Below are 13,066 nucleotides of genomic sequence, written 5' to 3' on the forward strand. Positions count from 1 at the left end.
GGGGGCCGAAGTGGAAGTGAAACATTCCGGTCCGCGCACCTCGTCTGTTGAGAGTGAGGCACATGTTTCCTCGTGTGCCCGAATTGCCTCTCTGAGGAGGACAGTTGCGCGGACAGTTGCGCGGAAGACAGCACGGACCCGGCAAGGCAGTCCTGGCGGCGGCGCTCGCGCTGATCGCGGGAACGGCCGGTGCGCTGCCGGCCGGCGCCACCCCCGCGGCGGCCGTGTCGCCCGCCGCCGCGGGGACCGGCACCACCGCCCCCGCGACCCACTGGATCACCCTGATCACGGGTGACCGGGTGGGGGTGAGCGCGGCGGGCGAGCCGGTCCGGATCGTGCCCGGCGAGGGCCGCGAGCACATACCCGTCAGGATCGAGAGGACCGAGGACCGCACCCTGGTCCTCCCCCTCGACGCCCGGCCGCTGCTGGACGCGGGCCAGGTCGACAAGCGGCTGTTCGACATCAAGGAGCTGGACGCCGCCGCGTACCGCAAGCGCCACACGGCGGACACCGGGCTGATCGTCAGCTACCGCGACGCGTCCGCGGGCGCGTCTGCGGGCAAGGCGGCCCGGAGCCTGAAGTCCGCACTGCGCGCGGACGGCGGCGCGGCGGTCCGCCGCTCGCTCCCCGGGATCGACGCCGAGGCGCTCACCGTGCCCGATGCCTCGGCGGGAGACATCTGGAAGACCCTGACCCGGCCCTCCGGCGCGGCCCGCACCGGACAGCGGGCCGCCGACCCCGGCATACGGTGGATCTCCCTCGACGGCGTGCGCAGGGCGAGTCTCGACAAGAGCACGGCACAGATCGGTGTGCCCGCCGCCCGGCAGGCCGGCTACGACGGCCAGGGGGTGCGGATCGCGGTCCTGGACACCGGAGTCGACGAGACGCACCCCGACCTCCAGGGCCGGCAGGAGGCCGAGCAGAACTTCTCCTCTTCGCCCGACACCAAGGACCGCTTCGGCCACGGCACCCATGTCGCGTCCATCGCGGCCGGTACCGGAGCGAAGTCCGGCGGCACCTACGAGGGGGTCGCCCCGGGTGCCCGCGTCCTCGACGGCAAGGTGCTCGACGACGACGGCTACGGCAGCTACTCCGACATCATCGCCGGCCTGGAATGGGCTGCCGCCCAGAACGCCGACATCGTCAACCTCAGTCTGGGCGGGCAGGACCAGCCCGGTATCGACCCGGTGGAAGAGGCCGTCAACCGGGTCACGACCGAGAGCGGCCTTCTCGTCGTGGCCGCCGCGGGCAACACGGGCCCGGACGCGGGCACCGTCTCCTCGCCCGCCAGCGCCGAGAAGGCGCTGGCGGTGGGCGCGGTCGACGCGAACGACGCCGTCGCGTCCTTCTCCAGCCGTGGTCCGACAGCCGACAACCTCGTGGTCAAGCCGGACATCACGGCGCCCGGAGTGGACATCACCGCCGCCGTGGCACCCGGCAGCGTGATCGCCCGGGAGTACGGCGAGCAGCCGCCCGGATACGCCACGATCTCGGGCACGTCGATGGCCACCCCGCATGTGGCGGGCGCGGCGGCGCTGCTCAAGCAGGAGCATCCCGGCTGGAAGAGCGCGGAGCTCAAGGCCGCGCTCGTGGCCGGTGCCCGGCCGGTCGGCGCGGGCGCGTTCGCGGAGGGCGGCGGTCGCGTCGATCTCGCCGCGGCCGTCGGGCAGACGGTCGTCTCCGAGCCCACCGCGGTGGCGTTCGCCCGGCAGTCCTATCCCCACGCGGACGACGCACCCGTCACGAAGCAGCTCACCTACCGCAACCTCGGCAGCGAGCCGGTCGCCCTCGACCTGTCGGCGGCCGGCGTCGGACCCGACGGAAAGCCTGCGCCGGCGGACATGTTCACGCTCGACGCCCAGCGGTTGACCGTCCCCGCGAACGGGACCGCCACCGTCGGTCTGACGGCCGACACCCGGCCCGGCGGCGACCTCAACGGTGTGTACACGGGGACCGTGACGGCCCGGGGGACGGACCAGACCGTCCGGACGACGGCGGCCGTCGAGCGGGAGGTCGAGACGTACGACGTGACGGTGCGGCACCTCGGCACCGACGGCGAGCCGGCCACCGACTACTGGCCCTCGCTGTACGGGCTCACCGGCCTCGGCGTCGCGGGCCACGACTATTCGACGGCAAGCCGGACCGGCACCTACACGGCACGGCTGCCGAAGGGCGTCTACTTCCTCGACGCGACGATCTTCGGCTCGGACGAGATCGACAGCCGGATCACCGCACCGCACTTCGAGGTCACCGAGGACACGACGGTCACGCTGGACGCGCGTACCGCGAAGCCGATGGACATCACCGGCCCCGATCCGGCCGCGGAACGGGTGTACGCCGAGATGTTCACCGAGCTGACCACGCCCGAGTTCAACACCTCGAGCGGCATGGTCGGTACGTCCTTCGCGACCCTGCGCAGCGCACAGCTCGGTCCGGACTTCTCGACCGAGGGCACCCTGTACCAGGAGTTCAACGCACTCGACATCAACGATACGAAGGAGTATCGCTTCTCCTACGGCGGCAAGGTGACCCGGCTCGCCACCGGTTTCGCACGGACGGCGAAGCAGGCCGAGATGGCGGAGATCAGCACCGCGATGGGGGCCACGGTCGCCGACAAGCAGGGGATGCTCGTCGCCCGGGCGATCGCCCCGGACGTCTCCGGCACCATCATCAGTCCGGGAGTCATGCGCCCGCTGCCCGTGGCGACGACGACGTACGTGACGACGGAGGGCAACGACTGGGTCATCGGGCTGGACCAGTACGACGACACGGGGAGCTACCCCGAGCTGTCGCACGGCACGGGGATTCAGCACTACGAGGCCGGTCAGTCGTACCGCCGTGACCTGGGCGTAGGGGTCTTCGGCCCCGGGATGGAAAGCGTCGAGGGCGTCTCCCGCAACGGTGACGTCATCACCGGATGCCTCACCCCCTTCAGGGACGGCACCGGCAACTGGAGTTACGCGAACGACGACACCGTCACCGCGACGCTGTACCGGGACGGGGCCGAGGTGGCTTCCTCACCGGACCTCCTGGGCTGCTGGAACGGGGTCGCCGTCCCGGCGGAACCCGGGGACTTCCGGCTCACGGCGACCGCCACCCGCGGCGGTCCGGCCGCCGCGCCCACCGAGGTCTCGGCGGCCTGGACCTTCGCCTCCGGTCACACCACCGCCGAGGAGGCGCTGCCCATCTCCGTGGTCCGCTTCACGCCACGGCTCGGCCTCGACTCGACGGCCAAGGCCGGGGCGGTCGTCCGGGTGCCGGTGTCCGTGGTCGGCGCCGCCGCCGGGAAGAACCTCAAGTCGCTCACCGTCGAGGTCAGTCACGACGGAAAGACCTGGACGAAGGCGAACGTGGTCAAGGGCGCCTTCCTGGTCCGCAACCCCGCGGCAGGACAGAGCGTCTCGTTGCGCGCCGTCGTGGTCGACAAGCAGGGCAACACACTGACCCAGACGATCCTGCACGCGTACCGGACCAAGTAGGGCCACGGGAGCGGGCCCGGCCGACAACTGTCGGCCGGGCCCGCTCCACCGTGCGTGGGGACGCGGGCTATCCGGCGTTGCCCACGATGGCGCCGATGTCCACCGGGGTGGCCGTGGCGGTCGGCGGCGGGGTGAGGACGATCAGCGGCTGACCGGCGGGCGGGACCGGCGGGGTCATGTCCGACTTGGGCAGCTTCGGTGGGGTGGTCTGGGTGAACAGCGTGGTGTCGAAGTCGACCAGACCGGTCTGCTCCATCACCGTGATGTGGTCCAGGACGGTGTCGTTGGCCTGGTCGGCCAGCGCGCGCACCAGCGTGTTCTTCGTCGTCGAGCGGACCTTCGCCACCGTGTTGAAGATCGAACCGTGCGTCATGCGCAGGATGTTGGCGAAGTCGACGTCGAACTGCTTGCCCTGGTCCGCCTTGAGCGTGTTGACGAACCCTTCCTGCTGTGGACTGGCCACGTTGGGAAGGGTGACGTTCAGCATCGGCGCGATCTTGAGGCAGGTGGTGTCCAGCGCCGCGTGGCCGTCGATGAGGTGCTGGCTGGCGGTGATGACGCCCTTGCTCTGCCCCTTCTGGAGCCCGATCTGCCCGACCGGGTACTCCCACAGACCTGCCGCGCGCACCGCCACGACGAAGGCGCGGTCGCTTTCCGTCAGCGGACCCCACTGGGTGTTGGCGATGATCCGGTCGCCCGAAGCCGACACGGTGTCAAGTCCGAGCATCGATGGGTAGGCGAGGGCGCTGAGTGTCAGCGTCAGCGCACCGCCGACGAACAGGGTTCCCATCATGTTTCGCGAAATTGGCACCGTGCCTCCTGCCCGGTCGGGGATTCCGCCGATGTGTCGATGTGCAGTGTCCGGTGGGGGCGGACGCACAGGAGTACGGACGCGGGGCCGATCGTACTCACCGTCCCGAGCGAAAAGTTGATGGACGGGTCACCCGGGCAGAGGTAGGTTCCCATAAGGAACTCACTTGGAACTCGCTCGGACTCGCTTGGAACTCACCGAAGCCCGTGCAGGACACCGAAGGGACCGCCTGGTGCAGCAGACCTGGACCGCCGTCGACGACTACTTCAACGCCCTGCTGGTGGAGGAGGACGAAGCCCTGCGGGCGGCCGGCGAGGGCAGCGAGGCGGCGGGCCTGCCGCCGCACCAGGTGGCGCCGAACCAGGGCAAGTTGCTGCACCTGATCGCCCGTGTCCAAGGGGCCCGCAACATCCTGGAGATCGGCACCCTCGGCGGCTACAGCACGCTGTGGCTGGCCCGCGCCCTGCCCGAGGGCGGCCGTCTGGTGACCCTGGAGGCGGACGAGCGGCACGCGGAGGTGGCGGCGGCGAACATCGCGCGTGCGGGGCTGGACGCGGTGGTGGACCTACGGGTCGGCAAGGCGGCGGACACCCTGCCGGTGCTGGCCGCCGAGCTCGGCGACGAGCGCTTCGACCTGGTCTTCATCGACGCGGACAAGCCGTCCAACCCGCTCTACCTGGAATGGGCCCTGCGGCTGACCCGCCCCGGCAGCGTCATCGTCGGCGACAACGTGGTGCGCGAGGGCGCGGTCACGGACGCCGACAGCACGGACCCCCGCGTCCAGGGAGTCCGTAGTTTCACCGAACTGATCGCGCGGAAGCCCGGGTTGACCGCGACGGCGTTGCAGACGGTAGGCGGAAAAGGGTACGACGGGTTCGTACTCGCACTGGTGACGGACTGACGGACTGACGGACTGGCTGACTGACTGACGGACTGGCTGACGGACGAGGGGGAGTGGGGGCGTGGGGATGACGGTCGCGCGATTGGTCGGGATCACGTACTACCCGGTGAAGGGATGCGCCGGGACGGAGCTTCCGGAGGCGGTGCTGACGAGCACCGGCCTGCTGCACGACCGCACGTACGCGATCGCCGACGAGAAGGGCGACCTGCGCTGGCAGTGGGGCGACCCCGGGCTGGCCCTGATCACACCGGAGGCGACGGAGGACGGGCTGACGCTGCGCGCACCCGGCCGGGACCCGGTGCGGGCGGACAGCGCGGACGTGCACGACTGGCTCACGGACGTACTGGGCGCCCCGAGCACCCTGGTCCGGTCCCCGGCCGGCAACAGCGGCCGCCTGCACCTCGTCTCCCGGGCCAGCCTGGACGCCCTGAACCACCGGATCACCGAACGCGGAGCCACCCCCCTCCCGATGAACCGCTTCCGGCCCAACCTGGTGGTGGACGGCTGGGACACCCCGCACACGGAGGACGGCGCCGCCCGCCTCACCATCGGCGACACCGAGCTGGCCCACACCGAGGACACGATCCGCTGCGCCATCACGATGGTCGACCAGCGCACCGGCCGCCGCTCGGGCCCGGAACCCCTGCGCACCCTCGCGGACTACCGGCGGGCGGACGGCGGCGGAGTCGCCTTCGGCGCCTACTTCGAGGTACGGCGAGCGGGGAAGGTGTCGCTGGGCGACGAGGTGGTGGTGGGTCCGGGCAGGAGCGAGAGTTCGGCTTCGAGCGGGACGCCCCGCCACAGCGCGCGTACGGCGGAGGTGCCGTCGTCGGACAGGTGATCGTCCGGCACGGCCCAGACCCGCACCGTCGTGACATCGGCGGTGACCGCGGGCCAGCCGGGGTCACCGCAGGCGGCGAAGTCGGCCCAGGCCCGGAGCATGCGCCCGGACAGTGCCCGGTCCTGTGCGTCGGGGGCGCCGCCGATGAGGAAGTCGGCGCCCGTCGCGTCCAGGTTGCCGAAGGCGAAGGGGATGTCGGCGGTGTGCCAGGGCCGGGCCCCGCCACCGGGACGCGGGCGTCGGCGGGCGAACCGCGCCAGATACGCCCGGCCGCCGGCCCGCGCGTGCTGCTCGGCGAGCCGGCTGCTGTACTCGCCGAACACCGCGTCGCCGAAGATCGCCAGGTAGCGGTCCAGCACCGGAGCGTCGGGCATCAACGCGCGGTATCCGGCCACCAGCCGGTCGGGCAGCGAGAGGGCCTCGGCGAAGTCCGCGAGTTCCGGCTCCGAGGCGACCTCCCGCACCGCGCCGACCTCGTGCAGGAACCAGTACTCCTCCTGGGTGTGGCACACCAGGAGGTCCACCTCGCGGGCGCTGCCGGAGGCGAGCGCGGCGAGCGGATCCATGGGCAGCACCTCGCCGTCGATCACCGGCTGGAAGAGGACCGGGTCGAAGGCCTGGACCGCCGTCACGGGATCGTCCTCGCACCTCCCGGCGACCTTGTCGGAGGCGGCCACCAGGGCCTGCGGTGACGCGGAGAGCAGCCCGAGGCCGGTCGCGGCCACTCCGGCCTCGGCCGCGATCCTCGACGTGATCGCGGCGGCGACCTCGATGCCGAAGAAGGCCTGGGGCACGCTGTGGGCGACGACCCTGCGGAACAGCCCGCGCGCCTGTTCCATGGCCATCAGACAGGTGGCCGAACCCGCTCCGGCCGAGTGCCCGGCGACCGTGACGTTGCCGGGATCGCCCCCGAACGCGGCGATGTTCTCCCGGACCCAGCGCAGCGCGGCCACCTGGTCGAGCAGCCCACGGTTGTCGGGAAAGCCCGGCACATGGCCGAACCCCTCGAACCCGATCCGGTAGTTGCAACTGACCACGACCACTCCGGCCCGGGCGAGCGCGCTTCCGTCGAAGTCGGGCTGGGCCGAGGAGCCGAAGGTGTAGGCACCGCCGTGGATCCAGAAGAGCACCGGCAGCGGGCCGGCGTCCGAAGCGGGCCGTGCCCACACGTTGACGGTGAGCACGTCCTCGTCCCCCGGACGCCAGACCGGTGAACCGGGCAGCTCCGCGGACTGCGGCGCGACGGGCCCGAACGCCGTGCAGTCACGCGACGCGCTCCAGTCGGCGGCGGGCCGGGGCGCACGGAAGCGGTGCGCGCCGAAGGGCGGGGCGGCGTACGGGATGCCGAGCACGGCGGTGACCCCGTCGGGCACTCGCCGGCCGCGGACGGGGCCGCCGGCCGTCCGGAACTCGGTCTCCACCCACGGCTGTTCCCCCATACGCCGTAAGCCTGCCACTCCCCGCCCACCTGATCCACCGGATACCCGCCGACCCGGCGGCCGACCCGGCGGCCGGACCCATGGCCGGACTCGCGGCCGGACTCGCGGCCGGACTCGCGGCCGGTCAGAGGGTGCGCAGGAAGTCCGCGACGACGGTGGTGAACTCCTCGGGCTTCTCCATGTTGAAGTAGTGCCCGGTGCCCTCGATCAGCACGGACCGGCCGTCCCGGACGCTGTCGGCCAGGCGCTGCGCCGCGGCGATCGCGTCGGGGGTGTCCAGGGCGCCGTTCACGGTGAGCACGGGGACGTCGATCCTGGGCAACCGCGACCAGGTGTCGGTCACCGGGACGTGCCAGTCCTTCTCTCCGGGCGTGTGCTTGGAAAGGGTGTTCAGGGCCATCTCGCGCAGTCGGCGCAGGATGTCCGGGTCCACGTCGTCGAGGCTGCGGTGCGGGCCGGGCACATAGCTCAGGAACGCCTTCAGCCAGCCCTCGATGTCACCGGCGGCCAGGGCACGGGCCGTCTCGGCCTGGATCGCCCGGTGCCAGGGGTCGGTGTCCTGGAACTCGCCGGTGGAGGCGCCGCACACGACGGCCGCGCGCACCAGCTCCGGATGTTCGAGCAGGGTGTCGCCGACGATCACGCCACCCATCGAGACGCCGACCAGCACCGCGGGGCCCGCGTCGAGGTGGCGCAGCAGCGCGGCGAGGTCGTCGGCCCAGCGGAAGGGCCGGGTCGCGTTGGCGGAGGCTCCATGGCCGCGTACGTCCGGCGCGATCACCCGGTGGGTGCGGGCCAGCGCCGGGATCACGGCGTCGAAGACACGGTGGTCGACGAATCCCGAGTGGACCAGGACCACGAGCTCTCCGGCGCCGGCCTCGCGGTAGGCGAGGTCCCCGTCGGCGGAGGCGAAGTACTTCATGTCCGAAGCAGCAGTCATGACAACCAAGGTGTCATCCTGCTGGAAATTTGGCAACCAAGGTGTCATGTTCTTCGGGTGCATCATGTGGGGGTGAACGACACCGACCCGTCTCTCCCCGCCGACGCCCCGCTCCCGCCCGACGAACTCGGCCACCGGCTCACCGAGGTCTTCGACCTGGTCGGCCCCCTCTACCGGCGCGCCCTGCGCAAGGTCGAACAGGGCGAGGCCGTCGAGGGGGCGTCCGTCGGAGTGCGCAGCGTGCTCGATCTGCTGCGCCGCAAGGGAGAGTTGACGGTCCCGCAGCTGAGCCGAATCCAGGCGCTGAGCCGGCAGTTCGTGCAGCGCATGGTCAACGAGGCGATGGCGCACGGGTGGGTGGAGACCCTCCCCAACCCCGCGCACCAGCGCTCGTCCCTGATCCGGATCACCGACGAGGGCCGGACCCTGATCGCCACCGTCCTGGACCGCGAGCACACCCTGAACCGCGAGGTCGGGGGCGATCTGACCGACGCCGAGGTGCGCGGCTGCATCCGGGTGCTGACGGAGATGCTGAGGACGTTCGACCACGTCGACGTCGACGACTGAGGGCCCCCGGAGCGCCTTGACGTCGCCGGGCGCCCTGGAAGCCCTAGATGCCCTCGATGCGCTTCATGCCCTCCATGGCCTTCAGTTGACGGCGGGTCTGGAGGGCACGCCTGATCGTGTGGATACGGACGGCGGTGAACACGGCGACGGCGAGGCCGAGGGCGGCCCCGATCCACTCGTGGTCCCGGATGGCCGCGTAGAAGAGCAGGCCGCTGAAAGGCACGCCGACGACGACGAGCAGGGGCTCGCGCACCCAGAACGGGAGGACGCGAATTACGAGACCGATCATGCGGTCACTTCAGCAGGCGTCGCCCGGGTGTGCTGTGACGGAGGCCACAATTCCGGGAGTTCCTGTGCGTATGGCGTGCAGAAACTGAGCGAGCGGGGCCGGTGTGGTGACGAGGGCGGTCCCGGGGGGCTTCGGACTCACGGAGGTGGAGGGTGGCGGGGGTGGAGCCGAGTTCGACGCAGTCGTTGCCGTCGCCGCCATCGGAATAGGTCGACTTCTGCCAGTCGGTGGGATTCACGGCGCGCCTCACATCTCCTTCACCAGGGTGTGGATGAAGTCACGCGACCGCTCCGGTTCGAGTGACACCGCTTCCACCATACGGAAGCGGGTCCGGTACTCGGCGAGTTGAGCCTCGGAGTTGACGCATGTCCGAACCCTGGGAGTACTCCCTCTCCATCCCCGGCGACCCCCGCGCCGTGACCGTCTGCCGCCGCACCCTGCGTCTGATCCTCACCCTGCACGGCCTGATCCACCTGGTGGACGCCGCGGAGCTGCTCGCCTCGGAGCTCGTCTCCAACGCCGTACTGCACACGAAGGGACTGGCCTGCCTACGCCTCCGCTTCCGGGACGGCATCCTCCAGATCGGCGCCTGGGGCGCGGACCCCGAGCCGCCCGAGCCGCCGGGACGGCTGGAGGACCTCGCCGGCGCCGAGAACGGCCGCGGCATGGCGTTGGTCCGGGCCTGCTCGGACCTCTGGCACTGGCAGCCGCTGTCCCGGATGGGGCATCGCGGCAAGCTCGTGTGGTGCGAACTGAACGCGGCGTAGCTCGTTGATCACGTCGGACAGAAAGGAGAGCCGATGGTCGGCTCGTCGCACGAGGCACTGCACCGGATCTTCCAGAAGGATCCGGCACTTCTGACCCGTGCCCTGCAAGAGGTGTTGCACGTGCCCTTCCCGGAGCCGCGCGAGTTCGCTGCCATGAACGTCGACCTCACCGAGATCGAGCCCATCGAGCGGCGAGTGGACACGCTGCTGAAGGCCGAGACCGACGAGGGCAGCTACCTCCTGGTTGTGGAGTCTCAGGGCAAGCCGGACGAGAGGAAGCGGGGCAGTTGGCCGTACTACCTCGCCTTCCTCCGCGAGAAGTTCCGCTGCGAGCCGGTGCTGATCGTCGTCACGCAGAACAGCGCGACTGCCCGTTGGGCGGCGGAGCCCATCTATGTGGGAGTACCGGGACGGCCGTCCATGGCGGTGTGGCCGTTCGTGCTGGGCCCTGACAACGTGCCAGTGATCGCAGACGTACGCGAGGCCGCGCAGAACGTCACCCTTGCGGTGTTTTCTGCGATGACGCACGGTCGCGGCCCGATGGCCGCGGGCATACTGGAATCGCTGGCAACCGCCCTGCGGACCATCGACGAGGACAGTGCCGCGGTGCTCGTGCAGTTCGTCGACTCTTGCCTGGTGGACCCCCAGGCGCAGCAGATGTGGAGGGACCTGATGACGACGATGCAGTACTTCTGGCGGCATCCGCTCGCCGAGCAGGTACGCGAGCAGGGCCTTGAGCAGGGCCTCGAGCAGGGTTTTGAGCAGGGCCGGATTCGGGATCGGGCCGAGATGACCCTGAACATCCTGCGCTGGCGTGGCATCGACGTCCCCGACCACATCCGCGAGCGGGTCGAATCGTGCACCGACTTCGACCAGCTGACCGTCTGGTCCGAGCGCGCCGTCCACGCCACCACCGCCGACGGCCTCTTCGCGGATCCGAACGGATGACACCGGGGCTTTCTCGATTGGTGAACCGTTGACCGGCTCGACGAAACGTTGACCAGTTCGCGGAGGAGTGCGGACGAACGGAAGGGCGAGTCATGAGGATCTTCCGACCTAGATTCGCTGCATGTCCATGCCACAGCGGCCCCACCAGCCCGTCAGGGCTGCCGCCACGCTCCCCGTGCTTCCCTACCGCAAGCCCACCAAGGGCCGCGACTACTGGGTGATCGACGACGTCTTCCCCGAGGCCGGCATCACCGCGATCCGTGAGCGCTGTCTCGCCAAGGACGACTGGGTCAAGGGCTACCCCTACACCTCCGAGAGCTGGCCCGGACTGCGCACCATGCCGGGGCTGGAAGCCGGCGAACTCGGGCGTGTGGAGCGGCTGGTGAGGAACGCGACGGGGGCCGGGAAGCTGTGGGTGCAGCGGGCGTCCGGCGGCGGGACCCTCAACCACAACTGCATCCAGGTGGTGGGGGAGGGCGAGAGCACTCCCCGGCCGCACTCCGACTCGCGGGCGCTGTGCCGGTACGCGGCCGTGCTGTACCTCAACCCGGCCGTCCCCAAGGACTGCGGCACCAGCTTCTACCGGCAGTCCCTGCCCGGCGGGCGGCTCGGCGGCAACGTCGTCCAGGCCCCGCACAACAACCTCGTCGAGGCGCTCGGCACCCGGTTCGTCGCGCCGGACGCCTTCGAGGAGGACGTACGGGTCCCCCACAAGCACAACCGGCTGCTCCTCTACAACGCCAACCTCGTGCACAGCGCGACCGGTTACTCCGGTACGACGTTGGAGGAGAAGCGGATGACGGCCGTCTTCTTCTGGATGGCGTGAGCCCCGGGGGTTCCGCCCACCGCGGTCAGTACCGCACCGCCCTCGCCACCGCGGCCTTCACCTGGCCGGACAGTGTGCGGTTGCTGCGGGCCGTCTCCTTGCCGGTCTTGCCCGCGGCCACGTCGGAGACGGTGGTGACGACGGTGTCGAGCCGGTTGCCCGCGGAGTCGGTGAAGTCGATCTGGACGGCGAAGGACTTCGACGCGTCGGTGGTGTTGGAGACGGTGACCTCGACGGTGGCCCGGCCGTCCTGGTCCGTGTCCGGGGTGCCGAGCTTCACGTCGGACTTCACGTCGACGCCGTCCTTGATCTCGTCCAGCTCGCGGCTCGCCGACGCCGAGGCCGACGCGAACGCCGACGAGGCCTCGGAGGCGAAACCGGAGGCGAGCGAGGACGCGGCCGCGGTGGCCTCCCGGCCCAGCGACTCGGCCGCCGAGGCGGCCTTGCTCGCCGCGGACGACACCGACGAGGGGGTGTCGTCGTCCGAGCAGCCGGTGAGCACGGTGGCGCAGCAGATCGCCGTCGCCGTCAGCAGCACGCCCTTGGTGCGTGGCATCTTGTCTCCTTCTGAGGGGGTCCCGCGGGCCTTCCTCCAGTGAAGGGGCGGTCCCGCCCGTCCGCATGCCGGGTCACCCGTACGGCGCACCCCCCGTGGTGGCGGCCCCCGTCCGGACGGATGGTCGGTGCAGTGCAGTGCAGTGCCGTGCAGTGCACTGCAGAACACCGACACAGAGACGGAGTGGCGCCATGAGCGATCAGCCGCACTCCCAGCCGTCGCAGGGGCCCCGGGTGTGGGACCCGTCCCACCAGGGCACCGGGTCGCCGAGCCTGGCCTCGCCCCCGCCGACGGGGGGTGGACTGGCCGCCGGTGGGGTCGTCTTCGGCGGAGTGCTCATGTTCGTCAGCGGCTTCCTCGCCGTGTTCCAGGGCATCGCCGCGATCGCCGAGGACGACGTGTACGCCCGGGTGGCCGAGTACGCCTACGAGATGAACCTCACCGCCTGGGGCTGGATCCTGGTGATCGTGGGCGTCGTGGCCGTGCTGACCGGCTACGGGCTGCTCAGCGGGGGCGAGTGGGCCGGATGGGCCCGGATCAGCGGCCTCGCGCTGGCCTCCCTGAGCCTGATCCTCCAGTTCCTGTTCCTGCCGTACGCGCCGTTCTGGGCGGTCATCCAGATCGCCATCGACGTGTTCGTGATCTGGGCGCTGGCCGCCTACCGCCCCCAGCAGACGTAGGACAGCCCCGGCCACGCTTGCC

Annotated in this window: 13 protein-coding genes and 2 pseudogenes; 8 read left to right on the top strand and 7 right to left on the bottom strand. The window is 70.8% G+C overall.

The window, feature by feature from the left end; genetic code table 11:
• Positions 1-104 precede the first annotated feature (104 nt).
• Entirely contained in the window at positions 105-3,479 is a 3,375-nt protein-coding gene (locus tag OG736_RS23040) for a S8 family serine peptidase (RefSeq protein WP_327184120.1), read from the top strand.
• A gap of 67 nt (positions 3,480-3,546) precedes the next feature.
• Here the strand turns inward: OG736_RS23040 and OG736_RS23045 are convergent, their stop codons facing one another.
• Positions 3,547-4,269: a DUF4142 domain-containing protein gene (locus OG736_RS23045; RefSeq protein WP_327187685.1), complete on the bottom strand. Its 723-nt coding sequence runs from the start codon at positions 4,267-4,269 to the stop codon at positions 3,547-3,549.
• Positions 4,270-4,519: 250 nt separating this feature from the next.
• On the opposite strand from OG736_RS23045, the gene OG736_RS23050 reads away from it, so the two are divergent.
• Both OG736_RS23050 and OG736_RS23055 read left to right on the top strand, forming a co-directional pair.
• The gene (locus OG736_RS23050) at positions 4,520-5,191 is read left to right on the top strand and encodes an O-methyltransferase (protein ID WP_327187686.1); all 672 of its coding nucleotides are present in this window, start codon (positions 4,520-4,522) and stop codon (positions 5,189-5,191) included.
• 67 nt (positions 5,192-5,258) lie between these two features.
• Positions 5,259-5,879: pseudogene (locus OG736_RS23055) on the top strand (MOSC domain-containing protein); the annotation flags it as partial.
• Between the two features lie 11 nt (positions 5,880-5,890).
• On the opposite strand, the gene OG736_RS23060 reads toward OG736_RS23055, so the two are convergent.
• Together OG736_RS23060 and OG736_RS23065 are read right to left on the bottom strand one after the other, a co-directional pair.
• Positions 5,891-7,471 carry a carboxylesterase/lipase family protein gene (locus tag OG736_RS23060; RefSeq protein WP_327184121.1) on the bottom strand — a complete coding sequence of 527 codons (1,581 nt, stop codon included), beginning with the start codon at positions 7,469-7,471 and terminating at the stop codon, positions 5,891-5,893.
• Between the two features lie 124 nt (positions 7,472-7,595).
• Positions 7,596-8,411, bottom strand: a complete 816-nt coding sequence (locus tag OG736_RS23065; protein WP_327184122.1) for an alpha/beta fold hydrolase — start codon at positions 8,409-8,411, stop codon at positions 7,596-7,598.
• 72 nt (positions 8,412-8,483) lie between these two features.
• Between OG736_RS23065 and OG736_RS23070 the strand changes: the two genes are divergently transcribed.
• Complete coding sequence (locus tag OG736_RS23070; protein ID WP_327184123.1) at positions 8,484-8,978, top strand: MarR family winged helix-turn-helix transcriptional regulator; 495 nt, start codon at positions 8,484-8,486, stop codon at positions 8,976-8,978.
• Positions 8,979-9,021: 43 nt separating this feature from the next.
• Here OG736_RS23070 and OG736_RS23075 read toward each other — a convergent pair whose 3' ends face one another.
• The 3 genes and pseudogenes from OG736_RS23075 to OG736_RS23085 form a co-directional block, all read right to left on the bottom strand.
• Positions 9,022-9,267 (bottom strand): hypothetical protein, encoded by a 246-nt coding sequence (locus tag OG736_RS23075; protein ID WP_267019317.1) that lies wholly within the window; start codon positions 9,265-9,267, stop codon positions 9,022-9,024.
• Positions 9,268-9,271: 4 nt separating this feature from the next.
• Positions 9,272-9,517 (bottom strand): DUF397 domain-containing protein, encoded by a 246-nt coding sequence (locus OG736_RS23080; RefSeq protein WP_327184124.1) that lies wholly within the window; start codon positions 9,515-9,517, stop codon positions 9,272-9,274.
• Positions 9,514-9,627: pseudogene (locus tag OG736_RS23085) on the bottom strand (transcriptional regulator); the annotation flags it as partial. The pseudogene OG736_RS23085 and the gene OG736_RS23080, both read right to left, overlap by 4 nt.
• A gap of 5 nt (positions 9,628-9,632) precedes the next feature.
• Between OG736_RS23085 and OG736_RS23090 the strand changes: the two are divergent.
• The 3 genes from OG736_RS23090 to OG736_RS23100 all read left to right on the top strand — a co-directional run bounded on the left by OG736_RS23090 (position 9,633) and on the right by OG736_RS23100 (position 11,808).
• Positions 9,633-10,034: an ATP-binding protein gene (locus OG736_RS23090; protein WP_327184125.1), complete on the top strand. Its 402-nt coding sequence runs from the start codon at positions 9,633-9,635 to the stop codon at positions 10,032-10,034.
• A 33-nt stretch (positions 10,035-10,067) separates the two neighbouring features.
• Complete coding sequence (locus OG736_RS23095; RefSeq protein WP_327184126.1) at positions 10,068-10,982, top strand: RpnC/YadD family protein; 915 nt, start codon at positions 10,068-10,070, stop codon at positions 10,980-10,982.
• 121 nt (positions 10,983-11,103) lie between these two features.
• Positions 11,104-11,808 (top strand): DUF6445 family protein, encoded by a 705-nt coding sequence (locus tag OG736_RS23100; RefSeq protein ID WP_327184127.1) that lies wholly within the window; start codon positions 11,104-11,106, stop codon positions 11,806-11,808.
• Between the two features lie 25 nt (positions 11,809-11,833).
• Here the strand turns inward: OG736_RS23100 and OG736_RS23105 are convergent, their stop codons facing one another.
• Positions 11,834-12,364 (bottom strand): FxLYD domain-containing protein, encoded by a 531-nt coding sequence (locus OG736_RS23105; RefSeq protein ID WP_327184128.1) that lies wholly within the window; start codon positions 12,362-12,364, stop codon positions 11,834-11,836.
• A gap of 191 nt (positions 12,365-12,555) precedes the next feature.
• Here OG736_RS23105 and OG736_RS23110 point away from each other — a divergent pair, with 191 nt between their 5' ends.
• The gene (locus OG736_RS23110; protein ID WP_327184129.1) at positions 12,556-13,044 is read left to right on the top strand and encodes a DUF7144 family membrane protein; all 489 of its coding nucleotides are present in this window, start codon (positions 12,556-12,558) and stop codon (positions 13,042-13,044) included.
• Positions 13,045-13,066: the final 22 nt, after the last annotated feature.

This window comes from Streptomyces sp. NBC_01334 (assembly GCF_035983595.1).
In the GTDB taxonomy this organism is placed as follows: Bacteria; Actinomycetota; Actinomycetes; order Streptomycetales; family Streptomycetaceae; genus Streptomyces; species Streptomyces coriariae.

Excerpts from the sequence above, each read along its gene's own strand:
- OG736_RS23075 (WP_267019317.1), bottom strand. The coding sequence starts at position 9,267 with ATGATCGGTCTCGTAATTCGCGTCCTCCCGTTCTGGGTGCGCGAGCCC.
- OG736_RS23060 (WP_327184121.1), bottom strand. The coding sequence starts at position 7,471 with ATGGGGGAACAGCCGTGGGTGGAGACCGAGTTCCGGACGGCCGGCGGC.
- OG736_RS23045 (WP_327187685.1), bottom strand. The coding sequence starts at position 4,269 with ATGGGAACCCTGTTCGTCGGCGGTGCGCTGACGCTGACACTCAGCGCC.
- OG736_RS23105 (WP_327184128.1), bottom strand. The coding sequence starts at position 12,364 with ATGCCACGCACCAAGGGCGTGCTGCTGACGGCGACGGCGATCTGCTGC.
- OG736_RS23100 (WP_327184127.1), top strand. The coding sequence starts at position 11,104 with ATGTCCATGCCACAGCGGCCCCACCAGCCCGTCAGGGCTGCCGCCACG.
- OG736_RS23110 (WP_327184129.1), top strand. The coding sequence starts at position 12,556 with ATGAGCGATCAGCCGCACTCCCAGCCGTCGCAGGGGCCCCGGGTGTGG.
- OG736_RS23090 (WP_327184125.1), top strand. The coding sequence starts at position 9,633 with ATGTCCGAACCCTGGGAGTACTCCCTCTCCATCCCCGGCGACCCCCGC.
- OG736_RS23065 (WP_327184122.1), bottom strand. The coding sequence starts at position 8,411 with ATGACTGCTGCTTCGGACATGAAGTACTTCGCCTCCGCCGACGGGGAC.
- OG736_RS23095 (WP_327184126.1), top strand. The coding sequence starts at position 10,068 with ATGGTCGGCTCGTCGCACGAGGCACTGCACCGGATCTTCCAGAAGGAT.